Here is a 15,538-nt window from a genome sequence, read left to right as displayed (position 1 = left end):
TTCTGTCTTCTGTCTTCCGTCTTCCAACCGCCACCCACCACTCACCACTCACCATTTCAAGGTATTATCCTACATTAATGATTTTGCACTCCTTTTAAAACATATTTAGTCCAACGCCTTGCTTATTTGGAAAATTAATCAGACCTTTGCATTGAAATAAAAATACAGTTATAATTATGAATTTTGAATATAAAAACACACCAGTACCCGCAGAAGTTGTTAAGAAGAACTTACAATTGATGGGTTTGTCGTCTGTTGGCAAAGCCAGCATTAGAGAAATTAAAAGATTGGTAGATAACATTGAGCGCGATAGCGGAGTTAGATACGTTAGAATGGAAATGGGAGTTCCGGGATTAGTACCAACAGAAATCGGTACCAATGCAGAGATTGCTGCACTGAAAAAAGGCGTAGCTGCTGTATATCCCGATATAGACGGAATACCCGAGTTAAAGACCGAAATTTCGCGTTTTGTTAAAAACTTTATCGATGTTGATGTAAGTCCTTCGTCGTGTATCCCGACAGTCGGTTCTATGCAAGCAAGTTTTGCTTTGTTTTTAACCCTTAACAGAATGAGCAAAGAGAAAGATACCACTCTTTTCATCGACCCGGGATTTCCTGTGCACAAACAACAACACAGAGTTTTGGGACAAAAATTTGAATCGTTTGACGTATATAATTTTAGAGGAGAAAAACTAAGAGGAAAATTAGAGGAATATTTGTCGAAAGGCAACGTGCACTCAATTCTATATTCCAATCCTAACAATCCGTCGTGGGTATGCTTAACCGACGATGAATTAAAGATAATAGGCGAGTTGGCAAATAAGTACAATGTTATAGTTTTAGAAGATTTGGCTTACTTTGCAATGGACTTCCGTAAAGATTACGGACAGCCTGGCAAACCTCCTTATCAGCCAAGTGTAGCAAAATACACCGACAATTACGTTATGCTTATCAGCAGTTCTAAAGCGTTTAGTTATGCCGGTCAGCGTATAGGCGTAATGGTTATTAGCGATAAACTTTTCAACACTGAATCGGAAAATCTTGTACAGTATTTTGGAAATTCAAAATTTGGTAGAGCAATAGTGTTCGGAACAGTATATTCATTGAGTTCGGGTACTGCACACTCGGCGCAGTACGCTTTGGCTGCCATGCTTAAAGCTACCAATGATGGCGTATATAATTTTAGAGACGACGTTATTGAGTACGGCGAAAAAGCTAGAATTATGAAAAAACTCTTTACCGACAACGGTTTCAAAATAGTTTACGATAAAGACCTTGACGAGCCTGTAGCCGACGGATTTTATTTCACAATTTCGTACCCGGGATTGAGTGGCGAACAACTTATTGAAGCGCTTATTTATTACGGAGTAAGTGCGATTTCGCTAAGAATTACCGGTAGCGAAAGAACCGAAGGACTAAGAGCTTGTGTTTCGTTGGTATATCGTGATCAATTCCCAGACCTAGAAAAGAGACTTATACAGTTTAATAAGGATTTTAAAAACTAAACATAGTTTTTAGTAAGTCTTAGTCATATCTGAGGGTATAGCAATAATAAAATCAGCTATACCCTTATTTTTTTCTTCAAAGGATTGAATATCGTCTTGTTCTACACAGCTTATAGTAGTTATTTTCAGTGTGCTGTCTAATTGGTTCAAATACCAAACTATACTCGAAAAGTTATCGGAATGGTATCTTCCGTTGAAGTGAATAAATGTGTTTCCTTTTTTAAAGTTTTTGTAAATAAAGTGAGCCATTGTTGCATCTTTAACGGCTTGAGCTTTCCCAATATTATTAAGAGTGTTTTTGTTAGGCATCATGCCGATATTTTCAGCAATGTTTTTATAGCAAGGTAAGTTTTCGTCGTAAAGAATGGGCAATGGAGGTATAAGCGATTTAGCATCATCGCTTAGTTTATCCAAACCTTCAAAACCTTCGCTATTAACAAGAGCTGCATATCTGCGAGGTATGTTTGTGGCAACAAATGTTAATTCGTTTTCTTTTGCAAACTCAACAATAGGCTTATAGTCGGTTGTGTAGTTATTCCATAGTTTGGCTTCGTTTTCAAAATTTCTTTCTTTTATCAAGCCGCTGAGGTATTCGTCTAAAATAAGTTGATTGTCGCTTTCAAACATTTCTGCACCCAAAATTATATTACCCGATTTAGCTTTGTGCAAATCTTTTGTTAGAGAAAATTCCAACCAGTGGCAAATGGGATTGTTGTGCAGTTCGCCAAACAGAATAATATCGGCTTTGGCACAAGATTTAATCATTTTTTGATATTTATTCGATTTTCCTGCCGAATTGTAAATCAAGTATGCAGGCTTGTCAACAGTTAGGGAAGTTGCAATAATTAGCGTTAAAATAATTAGTAATAATTTTTTCATCATAGAATTATTCAAAAACTATTCAACACGTTTAAACTCATATGTTATTTCTACAATTCCGACTATAAGACCTAAGTACTCCATTATCATAATGTTCTCAGAAGGTTTGTCTATAAACCATCCGGGACTACCACCAGAAGGTTCTATTACAAAATCTCCAATTTTGGTAAGAAACATCGTATCCTGATTCATTTGATATTCTACCCATACATTGTTTCCAAACAATAAGCCTGTACATAACATAGGAGTAGTATCGCTTAGTGTGGTAAAATATTTGTCTTTGTACAAATCTAATGTAACTTTATTACCTCTGGTAGTAACACACTCCCATTTTGTGAAAACATCATTTTCGGGTGTAACAGCATTTGCATTATCATTGTCCTTGTTGCAAGCCGAGAAAAGACCAATACCTAAAGCAGCAATTATCGCTATTACAACTATTTTTATTAAATTAAACTTTTTCATATTTTTAGAATTTAGTTAACTATTTTGCTGTCGCACGATTGTATCGTGTGGCAAGTCCGAAACTTGTAGTTGCGGCTCATTATAATTTTCTCAATTTAGTTGAATGCCAAAAATACAAAATTCTAATGATTTAACAAGTTAATGTTTTCAGAAACAATTACCACACGATGCAATCGTGCGGTAGCGGGGGCGGTAGCGGGGGAAATCTGCTGCACCCTTTTTTATTGAGCAAAACTATTTAATACGTTTAAACTCATACATTAATTCTATGTATTCAACAGCAGGTATAAGCCCTAAGTATTCCATTGCCATAACGTTATCAGAAGGTGTGTCTATTAACCATTTGGGACTAACACTACCATCAGGTACCAACTCTAAATCTCCAATTTTGGTAAGAAACATTGTATCCTGATTCATTTGATATTCTACCCAAACGTTGTTTGCAAAAAATAAGCCCTTACATAAGGAAGGAGTAGTATCACTTAGTGTTGTATAATATCTGTCTTTATATAAATCTAATGTAATTTTAATACCTTTAGCAGAAAAGCACTCCCATTTTGTGAAAATATCATTTTCGGGTGTAACAATAGTAACCTCATTATCTTTACTAGATGATAAAGCATCATTCTCTTTGTTACAAGCCGTGAAAAGTCCAAGACTTAAAGTAGCAATAATTGCTATTACAGCTATTTTAATTAAACTAAACTTTTTCATATTTATATTATTTTTTAAATTTATTATTATTTTGTTTAGCTACTTTAAATTAAGGCAAGTAGCTTAAGCCGTTGTTTTGTGCTTATCTGCTATGTTAATAAACAGATAAGCAATGTCTATTGCCTTTTTGGCGGCTTAAAATGTGTAAGTATGTGAATATTAAATTTTTGAAAGACACGGCTAAAAATTTCTTGTAAAGTTATAAAAACTTTTTTAATAAAGGTTAATAAAATGAAAAAAACTTTCAGATGGTAAAAATTATCTGTAAAAAGTAAGGTGAATTTATTGTTTCAGGCAAGATTTTCGCCAATCGGTTAACCGTTGGTTTTAAATGTAAAAGGTAATAGTTGTTGGATTCCAAACAGTTGAATTATTTTATTTTTGCCTTTAAGCAGCACTTCTATCGGTTCATTATTATGTAGTTGAAACTCACTCATAACCTGACAGCAAGCACCGCAGGGTGTTACAATATCAGGTGAAAACAGATTACTACTTTCGGCGGCAATGGCAATACATTTTACTTTTACACCCGGATATTTTGATGCAGCAGAAAAAAGAGCAACTCTTTCGGCACACAATCCCGAAGGGAAAGCAGCATTCTCCTGATTGCAGCCCGTAACTACTTTATTATTACTTAACAATACGGCTGCTCCGACTTTAAAATTCGAGAAAGGAGCGTAAGCATTTTTTAAAACAATTTCGGCTTTGCGAATTAACTTTTGTTGATATTCTTCAAGCTCATTTACGTTTGAAAACTCGTTGTAACTGATAGTAATATGTTTTTTTTCCATAATCGTGTTGTGTTTAAGTTTCTTGTTCCGATTTATCGTTGCTATTGGCAAAATTTACTGCAAATAAAAACAAAGCCATAAAAACTGCGTAAAATGTAACACCTTCTTGGGTTTCCAATGTGTCTTCGGTAAGCATTGATATCATTGCTATGAACCAAAAAATGTAGAAATAGTAATTTTTAAAACTTTTTTGTTTTATTGGCGGATAAAATTGTACGAAAACGAATAAAGCCAAGCCAACTAATCCAAACGCAATAGCAATAGCCAAAAACTGATTATGCGAGCGATGTCGGAATTGAGTATCCAAAGTGCTTTGCATTTTTTCGTACTGTTTGTCGAATGCCAATTGCAAATCGCCGGTGCCAACGCCAAAAACAGGATGCTGTTTTATTATCAAAATAGATGTACGCCAATATTCAACTCTTTGCCAATACGTGTTGTAATTGACGTATTTGTTGGTTTTGTAGTTGCAATATCCCGCATAAAAATCTTCAAAATTGTTACGCAATGTCTTTCCCGACGTATAATTTGCATTATTTATGCCGTTTTCAATGTTTTCAATATCTTCGCTGCTAAGTTTACTAAAACCTTCGGCATCTTTTCTTAGGTCTTTTGATGCTAAATATTTTATCAACGTTCCCCTAATCGGCTGATCTTTTTTGTCTTTGCCGTAAAAATCGGTAGAGCTGTGTTTGTTCCATTCTTCGATGAGTTCGGGATAACAAATATACAAGCCCATCCATTTGCCGTTGTGGGTTTTGTAGTTTGTCGTATCGTGTGTGTAGGCGTTTCCGTTTGCCGTTACCTTATCCAAAGTGGCAAAGTCTATTGTTTTCGGTTTAAAACTGTCGAACAAAATTTTAATTCCAATTATGCCCAAAATTATCACTATTGCTGTACCGATTATAGCCGTTGTTTTTACTATTTTATTTTTACAATTAATAATTAAAAATACCACCGATAGTCCAACCACTATAGGGATAAGCATAATTCCGGTTTTATAATTAAAGTGTGAAACAAACGCTACAATTATGGCAATTGGAATAACAAAAAGCAGTCTGACAAGTACGTTTTTAAAGATTTTACTAAAAACAAAGTAGAAACAAAGTGCCATTGCAAAAATAGCGTTAAGACTAAAACGTATGTGGCTAACGTGCGAGTTTATTGCGTAGGCACTTGCTTCGCCGGCTTGGTAAAAAAGCAATGATTGATAGGTAATTCCGCCTAAAACAGCGAGAATGTAAACTATAAAAATAATGTGTAGCTGTTTTATTGATAATTTTGGACCGCTAACGAAAAACAAAGGGAGAATAAACAACGGAACTTTTATTCTGATGTCGTTAAATGCGTAATTAAAATCGGTGGTGTAGGTGAGACCAATAATGTGCATAAAGAAAATAGAAACAAAAACCAACGCAACTTTATTTTTAAACAGTATTTTAAACTTGTTTATAAGCTGTTTAAAAATTTCCGCTAAGTAAGCAAAAATGATTTTTATTACAGAGTTTTTGCTTGACCGGCTCAAACTTTTGGGGTAAGAAACTCCATGCCAAAGCCAAAAAAACAAGATGCAAAACTGAAAAACACTCATCGTAAACTTCGAGAGCGGCAAGCTAGCAACAAGCAATACTATCGAAATAAAGTATCCGTCTTTATAGTTTAACGAAGTTGTTTTCAGTTTCATGAATAAAAATTACTTTTTCTTTAAAATTTCTTTGTATTTATCGCTGTTATTGATAATATCTATCGCTTTTAAAACATCGTTGTCGTCTTTCAAAAAATGTTCAATTCTGCCTTTTTGGTAGTAATATCTCGAAATTATTTCTTGTTCGATTAGCTGTTTTATTTGTTTTTTGTTTGTGATAAGGTCTTTGTTTTTGTTTTGTTCAATTATGTTTTTCAGCTGATTATATTCGGAGCTTATATTTTCGAAAGAATTTTCAAATTCGGCAGCTTTTTTCAAATCTTCCAAAACTTCTTCCATTTGCGTTTTGTAGGTAAGATTTTTATTTTGGGTGAATTTCACAAACTCATCGTACTGACCGTCGGATATTTGAAATTTGGAAGGACTTGCAATTGTTGCGTTATTAGCAGCAAACTTGGTAGCGTAGTCGAAAATGATATTTTGAGTTATTAGATTGAAAATAATACTGTTAAACGAAACCGTATCGGACAAAATATCGGGTTGTATTCCTTTTCCGTCGTACACTTTACGACCATTGCGAGTTTTAAATTCATTTATCAGCGAGTCGGGAATAATATCGGGGTCGCCATCCTTGTTGCGATGTGTATAGTCTATTGCCTGAATACATCTGCCACTTGGAATGTAATATTTGGCTACGGTAACTTTAACCTGTGTGTTGTAATCCAAAGGGAAAATGTTTTGCACCAAACCTTTGCCAAATGTGCGTCTGCCAATAATAACACCCCTGTCCAAATCTTGTATAGCACCCGATACAATTTCGGAAGCCGAAGCGCTTCTGCCGTTAACTAAAACAACAACAGGTATTTTGGTATCGATTGGCGTTTTTGTTGTATAAAAGGAACTGTTTTTATCTTTTTGTTTGCCTTTTGTGCTAACAACGTGTTCGCCTTTATCTACAAACAAGTTGACAATATCAACGGCTTCGGTTAGCAGTCCGCCCGAATTATCTCTTAAGTCTAAGATTACACCTTTTAGTTTAGTAGTGTCGCGCATACTTGTAAAAGCTTTTCTAACTTCATTGTACGAGTTTTGGGTAAACGAATTGAGCTTAATGTAAGCAACGTTATTGCTTAGTACGCTAGCGTATGAGACAGGCGGTATGGAGATTTTTTCGCGAGTTACTTTTATGTTCAGAGTCTTATTGGTTTCGGGTCTTTCAATCTCAATATCTATAGATGTGCCGGGTTGTCCTTTAAGCATGGCGCTAACGTCTTGAACTGTCTTTCCAAGTGCCGACTGATTATTTATTTTCAGAATAATATCACCGGATTTAAGTCCGGCTTTATGTGCAGGCGAATTTTCGTAAGGTTCCGAAATAATAACTCTATCGTTTCGCATTTGTATTAATGAGCCAATGCCGCCATATTCGCCGGTTGTAATAAATTTTATATCTTCAATTTCGCTTTCCGAAACAAAAACAGTATATGGGTCAAGTTCTTTAAGCATTGCTTCTATGCCTGTTTTCATCATTTCCGATACCTTAATATCGTCAACGTAGTTGGCATTAAGGGTTCTGTACAGCGATGTGTAAATATCTACATTTTTCAGAATTTCAAAATCTTTGTCATTTTGTCCGTATCCCTTTTGAAAAAAGGCAATAGCTATAATTATCGTAAAAATTAATTTGCTAAAAGATGTAATTTTTTTATTCATATTTGAAACTTATTTTAAAATTTAAGGAACAGGGTCATATCCACTACCGCCCCACGGGTTGCATGACAAAATACGCTTTATTGCCAACCACGAACCTTTTATTGGTCCGTGTTTTTTTATTGCTTCAATGCTGTATGTTGAGCATGTAGGTTGGTATCTGCACGAAGGAGGAAGGTACGGCGATATTGCAATTTGGTAAAAACGTATCAAAGCTATTAGTATTTTAGATATTACTCTCTTCATGTTTTATTGGTAAACGATTAAACAAATCATTTATTGCGTCATAAATTGCAGCATATTTGTAAACCTGATTTTCGGTGTAAATAAAAGCCAAAAGCACCTGGCAATTGCAATCAATTTTTTGGTGCAATTTGCTTTTGTTAAGTCGGTAACATTCTCTTATCAACCGCTTGACACGATTGCGGTCGACGGCTTTGTGCAGTTTTTTTTTGGGGACGGAAATCAACACTTTAACAGTAGCATCGTTGTCGACAGAAGGTTTTTGCAGGTATATAAGTTTTATAGGCTTTTTGGTAATACACTTTCCCTTACTAAAAAGTTCGGATATTTGTAAAGCCGAGCAAATTCTTTCATTTTTCGAAAACGAATTATCGGTGTTTATTTCTGACAAAATGCTACAATTAAATCTTTTCTGATAAGGATTATATTTTGTTCTTTTTATTCAAGTAATCGTCTAAAGCGGCGGTCATTGAAAAGAATTTTGATGTTGGTGCCGATATTCCTACTTTAAGTCCGCGTTCTCTGGCGTATTGCTTAGTCGAATCGCCGAATGTGGCAATGGTTTGTTTGTTTTGTTTGTAATCTTTCCAATTATCAAACAAAGCGGTTATTCCCTTCGGGCTGTACAATACAATAATGTCGTACTTGGTAATGTCAATATCGTCTAACTTTTCCGAAACAGTACGGTACATTGTTGTTTGACGAAACTTAATACCGGCTTCTTCCAAAGCGTTGCTTATTTCGTTGTTTGTTACTTCCGAACAAGGAAGTAAATAATTTTCGGTGTTATTCTTTTTAATAAGCTCAATCAGCTCGTTTGTACACTGGTTTGTGAAAAATATTTTCCTTTTCCTGTATTGTATATATTTTTGAAGATAGTTCGCAATAGCTTCTGAAAGGCAAAAATACTTCATCGATTCTTTTACCTGAACTCTGACTTCTTTTGCCAAATTAAAGAAGTTGTCAACAGCATGGCGACTGTTAAAAACAACAGCAGTGTAATCGTTTATGTACGTTTTGCTGTTTCTGAACTCTCTTACCGAAACGCTTTCGTTTTTAAAAAATCGTACAAAATCAAAGCTAACGCCGTATTTGGTTTCCAATTCTTTGTATGGAGTTATATTTAACTCGTTAGGTTTGGGTTGCGATATTAGTATTTTTTGTGCCATGATTTGTTAATTTTATGTTCAATCTATTTATATGTGTATATAAATTGTTTTAATAATTATCAAAATTGGTATAATTTCGAGTGTGCAAAAGTACACAATTATATAAAATAATTGATGCCTTGCTTGAAAAAAGCTCATGTAGAAAAGTCTTATAACTCTAATAGTCAACATGATAGCCGCTATTAAAAAACCTGTTTTTATAAAAACAGAGTTCTGCCAAATAAGAAAACACAATGATATTGGCATTATTAATATAGCAGTGATTTGATTATATATGGTTAGCAGCAAACGATGAGTTTGACTTAAACTTTTAGTAGAAAATGTTAATCCCCAAAGGTGAATTGCCAAATGCCGTGTTAGGTTTATCAATACGTAAACACCCACAAAAATTGCATATAGAAGGAGCCCACGTTGCGAAGATATAATCTCGTAATAAACTGCAGTTTGATAAATAAACAGAGGGATTATCAGGTGTTGTATGATGTTTAACGGTATTTGAATAAATTCTGAAAGCAAATTTCCATCGCGCTCTATTTGGTACAAATGAGAAGGTTTGACAATAACCTTGTACATTTGTTGTATTCGCTTGTTGAAAAAAGTTTGTATTACAGAAAAAATTGAAATGCTTATCAGAATTACAAAAACCAACCAATCGTTATTGATAGTGGTTTTAGTTTGAATATGGTCGAAATCGGAGGTTTTCAAAAGATTATCGAATCCCGAAACTTCTTGATAATATTTTTGATAATTATTATTTGTACCGACAAGATTTGTACTGTCGGTAGTTTTTTGCACAGTATCAAAATATGGAAACAAAGGGTGGAAGTTCAACTTTTGTGTTGTGTCGTAATTGTACAACAAATTATCCACTCCTTGAGGCATATGTAATCCAGATTTATAGATTAATCTAATTTAAGAACTGCTAGAAAGGCGCTTTGCGGGACTTCAATGTTTCCTATTTGTCGCATTCTTTTTTTACCTTTCTTTTGTTTTTCCAAAAGTTTACGTTTTCTCGAAATATCTCCACCGTAGCATTTAGCAGTAACGTCTTTTCTAAGTGGCTTAATAGTTTCGCGAGCAATTATTTTTGAACCTATTGCAGCCTGAATAGCAATTTCGTACTGTTGACGTGGTATCAGCTCTTTAAGTTTTTCGCAAACTCTTCTACCAAATGTGTAAGCATTATCGCGATGTATAAGTGTGCTAAGTGCGTCAACAGGGTCGCCATTCAATAAAATATCTAATTTTATAAGGTTTGATAATTTATAGTCGGATATATGATAATCAAATGAGGCGTAGCCTTTTGATATACTCTTTAGTTTATCATAAAAATCGAATACAATTTCGCCTAATGGAATATCGAAAGTAAGTTCAACGCGGTCTTGTGTAAGGTAAACCTGATTTTTCATTGTACCCCTTTTGTCTAAGCACAGTTTCATAATGCTTCCCTGGTACTCCGATTTCGTAATTATTTGAGCATGAATGTACGGTTCTTCAACGTGATGTATTGTACTAACATCGGGCATGCCGGAAGGATTATGCACTTCTAAAACTTCACCTTTTGTGGTTATAACCTTATACATAACGTTTGGTACGGTGTTTATAATGTCCATGTCGAACTCTCTGTCCAAACGCTCTTGAACTATTTCCATGTGTAATAATCCCAAGAAACCGCAACGGAAACCAAATCCTAGTGCCACTGATGATTCGGGTTCAAAGGTTAGCGAAGCATCGTTAAGTTGCAATTTTTCAATAGAAGCTCTTAGGTCTTCGTAGTCTTCGCTATCAACAGGATACAATCCGGCAAAAACCATAGGCTTAACGTTGCTAAAGCCTTCTATGGGTTTATGGCAACCATCTTCAACATGAGTAATAGTATCGCCGACTTTAATTTCTTTGGCAGTTTTTATTCCCGAAATAATGTATCCAACGTCTCCCGCATTAAGCTCATCGACAGGCTCCGACGCAAGTTTCAAAATTCCAATTTCGTCAGCCGTATAATCTCTGTCGGTAGCCATAAATTTAACGTGGTCGCCTTTTTTAAGAGTTCCGTTAAAAATTCTGAAGTAAGCAATAACACCCCTGTACGGATTGAACAAAGAGTCGAAAATAAGAGCTTGTAGCGGTGCATCTGCATCGCCTTTAGGTGCAGGAATCCTATTAATAATGGCAGATAAAATATCTTCTATTCCAAAGCCTATTTTTGCACTTGCTCTAATAACTTCTTCGGGCTTACAACCAAGCAAATCCACAATTTGGTCTTCAACTTCGTCGGGCATAGCCGCGTCCATATCAATTTTATTGATGACAGGAATAATTTCCAAGTCTTGTTCCAAAGCTAAGTACAAGTTCGATATGGTTTGAGCCTGAATGCCTTGTGTTGCATCAACAATAAGCAACGCACCTTCGCAGGCAGCTATTGCACGAGAAACTTCGTAAGAAAAGTCGACGTGCCCGGGCGTGTCAATTAAGTTTAATACATAATTTTCGCCACCATAATTGTAATCCATACGTATGGCATGACTTTTTATTGTAATACCGCGCTCTCTTTCCAAATCCATACTATCAAGAACTTGATCTTGCTGCTGTCTGAGATTTAACGTGTCGGTAGCTTCCAATAACCTATCAGCCAAAGTACTTTTACCATGGTCTATATGAGCTATTATGCAAAAATTTCGAATATTTTTCATCGTTTGCAAAAGTAATTGTTTTTTCGTAAATATTATTAAGGTTTTTAGATTTTGCTAAAGGTTTTTCACTACAGGTTAAATGTTTATTAAAATTTTAGTGCAAATAATTGTTTTTTGTTTCAAATTGTTAAATTTGTCCTTTAACATAATTGTTTTTTTATCATAATGGATACAGTTTTATCAGCTATTTACACAACGCTGTTGGGAGAAATAAAAATATCTTATCATGATAATTTTATTGTTGGAGTTGATTTTGTTGGTAACAACAAAACAGAGTCAGCAGAATCGTTACCCTGCGCTTTGACAGATGAAACCCTTAAGCAACTTAACGAATATTTTGAAGGAAAAAGAAAAGAGTTTACAGTTCCAATAAAATTGCTTGGTACTGATTTTCAGATTAAAGTTTGGCAAGTATTATGCAAAATCCCTTACGGACAAACACGTTCGTACAAAGATATTGCCGTACAGATTGGTAACCCAAAGGCAGCAAGAGCTGTAGGTATGGCTAATAATCGAAATCCTATAGCTATAATTGTTCCTTGTCATAGGGTAATTACTTATGATGGAAAACTTGGTGGTTATGCGGCAGGAGTTAGTATTAAGCAAAAACTAATAGAAGTTGAAAATGGCTGTATAAATTTATAAAGCTTATTTCACACTATATAACGGACTTATTGTTGATAATTTTTCAATTTTGTTAATAGATATTTTAAATATGTACCAAATGCTGTAATACAACACGTTAGATAATATAGTATGTAAAATAATCTAGAAAAGCTTTCTTAAAACATAAAAATTAAATAACAAATTTTGGATATATTCAAAATTTGTTATTTTTGCAATATGGTGTAAGCCGAAAAACCAACAAAGAGTAGGCATTTTTTAATAATTAATATTATGAAGTTTAAAAGATTACTTATTACAGTTTTTGTAGTTATGTTTGTTACTGCAGGTTATTCTCAAATGTACATGGGAGGTACTTTTGGAATTAATACTAATGGATCAAAAGACGTTCAAGGAAATGTTTCCGTGAAAGGTCCATCTGAATTTACTTTTGACCTAAGTCCTGAGTTAGGTTTTATTTTGTCTGATAAGCTTGCCATTGGAGGTGTTGTGGGTTTGACTATTTTTACAGAAAATGATAATGCTATTCCAGATAACTATAAAGCAACTACTACATTATTTCAGCTCCGCCCTTACGCTGATTTCACCTTTATGAAAGTAGGTAAATTTGGAGTTTTTGCTCGTGGTAGCTTTACTTTTGTTTTCGGCAAAGTTACTGAAACACTCGGAGGTTTATGAGTTGCTTCAGATCCTGTTGTAGGAATGGCAGTTGGTTTAGCACCGGGTTTAAAATACGATGTTAACAATCATGTTCAGTTAAGGACCAACCTTAACTTCCTTGGCTTTAACGCAGGCTTTGTCAGAACAGCCGATAATCCACCGGCACCACAACAAAAAACAGTTTCGACTGCTTCGTTCTTCGGCATGAATTTTGACTTAACAAATGTTGCTAACTTAGGAGCAATAACTGTTGGAGCTATCTATAAGTTCTAAGTTTTAACTAATAAATATATTAATACTGCTCTAATTTGTTTAGGGCAGTATTTTTATGTGCACTTGTGTAGTAGAGCTTACAGAAGTATTATTAATAAATAGTAACAAATAAATAATCGGATAAGTAAGTTAATTTTGAAATAATGTGTAATTTTGCACCGAATAATAAAAATACAATACTATGGAAAAGATAAAAATAGGAATTAACGGATTTGGACGTATCGGACGCCTCGCGTTCAGAGCTGCAAGTAATAGAAATGATATGGAAGTTGTTGCTGTAAACAACCTACAAGATCCTGAATATTCAGCATATCAGCTTAAATACGATACGGTTCACGGCATATTTGATAAAAAAATTGAAGTTGAAGGCAACAATATTATTGTAGATGGTAAAGCAACAAGATTTACCTCGCACAGAGACCCAGCCGAAATTGACTGGGCATCTGTAGGAGCCGATTTTGTTCTTGAATGCACAGGTAAGTTTTTAACTGCCGAAAGCTGTCAGGCTCACATCAACGGTGGTGCAAAACATGTTGTTATGTCGGCGCCGGCAAAAGACGATACTCACGTCTTTGTTTATGGTGTCAATCATAAAGAATATAAAGGTGAAACATTTGCTTCAAATGCAAGCTGTACTACCAATTGTCTTGCACCTTTGGTAAAAGTTATTAACGATGAGTTCGGCATAGAAGAAGGTCTTATGACAACAGTACACTCACTTACATCTACTCAAAAAATAGTTGACGGTTCTTCGTCCAGAGATTGGCGTAGAGGCAGAGCAGCCGGTTCTAACATTGCACCTTCAAGCACAGGAGCTGCAAAAACTGTTGGAATAATAATTCCTGAACTTAAAGGAAAACTCACAGGAATGGCTTTTAGAGTTCCAACCCTTAATGTTTCTGTTGTTGACTTAACTTGTCGCTTAAAAAAATCGACAAGCTACGAAGAAATTAAAGAAGTTATTAAAAAGTCGGCAGAAGGAAATATGAAAGGTATTATTCAATACGTTGATGAACCTCTTGTATCAAGCGACTTTATTGGAAATAGCTACTCGTGTATTTTTGATGCACAAGCCGGTATTATGCTAAATCCTAATTTCGTTAAATTGATTGCATGGTACGACAACGAATGGGGATACTCAAACAAAATGTTAGACCTGATTGCGTACATGAATACCGTTAAGTAGATGAATAATAAATAAATTAAAAAAATCGCTATAAATAAATAGCGATTTTTTTTTGCTATCATGTTACGATTTGTTTTTCAGAAAAACATATCTTTGAACAAAATTAAAAAATAGAAAATGAAGTATATAGTAGTTACAGGAGCCGTAGGTTTTATCGGCTCTGCATTGATAGGAAAATTAAACTCTGCAAGCGATAAAAAAATTATTGCTGTCGATGATTTTAGTAGAGAAGATAAAAACAAGAACATAAAAAATAAAAACATATATCAAAAAGTACATCGCGACGATTTTTTTTCGTGGTTAGATGAAAACCAACACAATGTGGAAGCTATTTATCACATAGGTGCAAGAACCGATACAACTGAGTTTGATAAATCTGTATTCGACCGCTTGAACTTAAACTATACTAAACAGGTATGGCAAAAATGCTCAAAATATCAGATACCTTTGGTTTATGCATCGAGTGCTGCAACGTATGGAATGGGAGAGTTGGGATATAACGATTCTCACGATATTGTTGATAAGCTAAAACCGCTTAATCCCTACGGCGAATCAAAAAACGATTTTGATAAATGGGCTTTGTCGCAGACTGAAACTCCACCTGCATGGTACGGACTGAAATTTTTTAATGTTTATGGTCCGAACGAATACCACAAAGGAAGAATGGCATCGGTGGTTATGCACTCGTACAATCAAATAAAAAAACAAGGTTATACAAACTTGTTTAGGTCGCATAATCCCAATTATAAAGACGGATACCAAAAAAGAGATTTTGTGTACGTAAAGGACGTTGTAGATGTATTAACATTTTTGATGGAAAACAAACCAAAATCCGGCTTATACAATCTAGGCACAGGCAATGCCAGACCGTTTTTACATTTGGCTCAAGCTGTATTTAAAGCACTTGATATACCGGAAAATATAAACTTTATCGATACGCCGATAGATATCAGAGATAAGTATCAGTATTTCACCCAAGCCGAT

Annotated in this window: 17 protein-coding genes; 6 read left to right on the top strand and 11 right to left on the bottom strand. The window is 34.8% G+C overall.

Annotated elements, in window-relative coordinates; all coding sequences use genetic code 11:
- Window positions 1-176 precede the first annotated feature (176 nt).
- Window positions 177-1,505, top strand: a complete 1,329-nt coding sequence (locus PHP31_03390; protein MDD3738318.1) for a pyridoxal phosphate-dependent aminotransferase — start codon at window positions 177-179, stop codon at window positions 1,503-1,505.
- 9 nt (window positions 1,506-1,514) lie between these two features.
- Here PHP31_03390 and PHP31_03385 read toward each other — a convergent pair whose 3' ends face one another.
- From PHP31_03385 to lepA, 11 genes are all read right to left on the bottom strand, one after another.
- Complete coding sequence (locus PHP31_03385; GenBank protein ID MDD3738317.1) at window positions 1,515-2,387, bottom strand: ChaN family lipoprotein; 873 nt, start codon at window positions 2,385-2,387, stop codon at window positions 1,515-1,517.
- Between the two features lie 15 nt (window positions 2,388-2,402).
- Window positions 2,403-2,849: a hypothetical protein gene (locus PHP31_03380; protein ID MDD3738316.1), complete on the bottom strand. Its 447-nt coding sequence runs from the start codon at window positions 2,847-2,849 to the stop codon at window positions 2,403-2,405.
- Window positions 2,850-3,083: 234 nt separating this feature from the next.
- Entirely contained in the window at window positions 3,084-3,563 is a 480-nt protein-coding gene (locus PHP31_03375; protein ID MDD3738315.1) for a hypothetical protein, read from the bottom strand.
- A 314-nt stretch (window positions 3,564-3,877) separates the two neighbouring features.
- On the bottom strand, window positions 3,878-4,354 hold the full coding sequence (gene cdd, locus PHP31_03370; GenBank protein MDD3738314.1) for a cytidine deaminase: 477 nt from the start codon (window positions 4,352-4,354) through the stop codon (window positions 3,878-3,880).
- Between the two features lie 13 nt (window positions 4,355-4,367).
- Entirely contained in the window at window positions 4,368-6,038 is a 1,671-nt protein-coding gene (locus tag PHP31_03365; GenBank protein MDD3738313.1) for an O-antigen ligase family protein, read from the bottom strand.
- Between the two features lie 9 nt (window positions 6,039-6,047).
- Window positions 6,048-7,712, bottom strand: coding sequence for a S41 family peptidase (locus tag PHP31_03360; protein MDD3738312.1), 1,665 nt, complete (start codon window positions 7,710-7,712; stop codon window positions 6,048-6,050).
- A 21-nt stretch (window positions 7,713-7,733) separates the two neighbouring features.
- Entirely contained in the window at window positions 7,734-7,955 is a 222-nt protein-coding gene (gene yidD / locus PHP31_03355) for a membrane protein insertion efficiency factor YidD (GenBank protein MDD3738311.1), read from the bottom strand.
- Entirely contained in the window at window positions 7,936-8,343 is a 408-nt protein-coding gene (gene rnpA, locus PHP31_03350) for a ribonuclease P protein component (GenBank protein MDD3738310.1), read from the bottom strand. The genes yidD and rnpA overlap by 20 nt, the downstream gene beginning before the upstream one ends.
- A gap of 31 nt (window positions 8,344-8,374) precedes the next feature.
- A complete protein-coding gene (locus PHP31_03345; GenBank protein ID MDD3738309.1) occupies window positions 8,375-9,121 on the bottom strand; it encodes a uroporphyrinogen-III synthase in 747 nt (248 codons plus the stop codon).
- Between the two features lie 27 nt (window positions 9,122-9,148).
- Window positions 9,149-10,003, bottom strand: coding sequence for a DUF4271 domain-containing protein (locus tag PHP31_03340; GenBank protein ID MDD3738308.1), 855 nt, complete (start codon window positions 10,001-10,003; stop codon window positions 9,149-9,151).
- Between the two features lie 20 nt (window positions 10,004-10,023).
- A complete protein-coding gene (lepA, locus tag PHP31_03335) occupies window positions 10,024-11,811 on the bottom strand; it encodes a translation elongation factor 4 (protein ID MDD3738307.1) in 1,788 nt (595 codons plus the stop codon).
- A gap of 165 nt (window positions 11,812-11,976) precedes the next feature.
- Between lepA and PHP31_03330 the strand changes: the two genes are divergently transcribed.
- The 5 genes from PHP31_03330 to rfaD form a co-directional block, all read left to right on the top strand.
- Window positions 11,977-12,456 (top strand): methylated-DNA--[protein]-cysteine S-methyltransferase, encoded by a 480-nt coding sequence (locus PHP31_03330; protein MDD3738306.1) that lies wholly within the window; start codon window positions 11,977-11,979, stop codon window positions 12,454-12,456.
- 252 nt (window positions 12,457-12,708) lie between these two features.
- On the top strand, window positions 12,709-13,113 hold the full coding sequence (locus PHP31_03325; protein ID MDD3738305.1) for a hypothetical protein: 405 nt from the start codon (window positions 12,709-12,711) through the stop codon (window positions 13,111-13,113).
- Window positions 13,114-13,137: 24 nt separating this feature from the next.
- Window positions 13,138-13,368, top strand: a complete 231-nt coding sequence (locus PHP31_03320; protein MDD3738304.1) for a hypothetical protein — start codon at window positions 13,138-13,140, stop codon at window positions 13,366-13,368.
- A gap of 181 nt (window positions 13,369-13,549) precedes the next feature.
- Window positions 13,550-14,554, top strand: a complete 1,005-nt coding sequence (gap, locus tag PHP31_03315; GenBank protein ID MDD3738303.1) for a type I glyceraldehyde-3-phosphate dehydrogenase — start codon at window positions 13,550-13,552, stop codon at window positions 14,552-14,554.
- A 117-nt stretch (window positions 14,555-14,671) separates the two neighbouring features.
- Window positions 14,672-15,538 (top strand): ADP-glyceromanno-heptose 6-epimerase (gene rfaD, locus PHP31_03310; protein ID MDD3738302.1); only part of this gene is annotated, 867 nt, incomplete at its 3' end.

The sequence above is a fragment of the Lentimicrobiaceae bacterium genome, from assembly GCA_028697555.1.
Lineage (GTDB): Bacteria > Bacteroidota > Bacteroidia > Bacteroidales > UBA4417 > UBA4417.
The sequence above is the reverse complement of the archived record's forward strand: the minus strand, read 5'-3'. Positions and strand labels throughout refer to the sequence as shown.

Bases quoted from the DNA above. Each gene is read 5' to 3' on its own strand.
- PHP31_03390 (MDD3738318.1), top strand. From the start codon at position 177: ATGAATTTTGAATATAAAAACACACCAGTACCCGCAGAAGTTGTTAAG.
- PHP31_03385 (MDD3738317.1), bottom strand. From the start codon at position 2,387: ATGATGAAAAAATTATTACTAATTATTTTAACGCTAATTATTGCAACT.
- PHP31_03380 (MDD3738316.1), bottom strand. From the start codon at position 2,849: ATGAAAAAGTTTAATTTAATAAAAATAGTTGTAATAGCGATAATTGCT.
- PHP31_03375 (MDD3738315.1), bottom strand. From the start codon at position 3,563: ATGAAAAAGTTTAGTTTAATTAAAATAGCTGTAATAGCAATTATTGCT.
- cdd (MDD3738314.1), bottom strand. From the start codon at position 4,354: ATGGAAAAAAAACATATTACTATCAGTTACAACGAGTTTTCAAACGTA.
- PHP31_03365 (MDD3738313.1), bottom strand. From the start codon at position 6,038: ATGAAACTGAAAACAACTTCGTTAAACTATAAAGACGGATACTTTATT.
- PHP31_03360 (MDD3738312.1), bottom strand. From the start codon at position 7,712: ATGAATAAAAAAATTACATCTTTTAGCAAATTAATTTTTACGATAATT.
- yidD (MDD3738311.1), bottom strand. From the start codon at position 7,955: ATGAAGAGAGTAATATCTAAAATACTAATAGCTTTGATACGTTTTTAC.
- PHP31_03345 (MDD3738309.1), bottom strand. From the start codon at position 9,121: ATGGCACAAAAAATACTAATATCGCAACCCAAACCTAACGAGTTAAAT.
- PHP31_03340 (MDD3738308.1), bottom strand. From the start codon at position 10,003: ATGCCTCAAGGAGTGGATAATTTGTTGTACAATTACGACACAACACAA.
- lepA (MDD3738307.1), bottom strand. From the start codon at position 11,811: ATGAAAAATATTCGAAATTTTTGCATAATAGCTCATATAGACCATGGT.
- PHP31_03330 (MDD3738306.1), top strand. From the start codon at position 11,977: ATGGATACAGTTTTATCAGCTATTTACACAACGCTGTTGGGAGAAATA.
- PHP31_03325 (MDD3738305.1), top strand. From the start codon at position 12,709: ATGAAGTTTAAAAGATTACTTATTACAGTTTTTGTAGTTATGTTTGTT.
- PHP31_03320 (MDD3738304.1), top strand. From the start codon at position 13,138: ATGGCAGTTGGTTTAGCACCGGGTTTAAAATACGATGTTAACAATCAT.
- gap (MDD3738303.1), top strand. From the start codon at position 13,550: ATGGAAAAGATAAAAATAGGAATTAACGGATTTGGACGTATCGGACGC.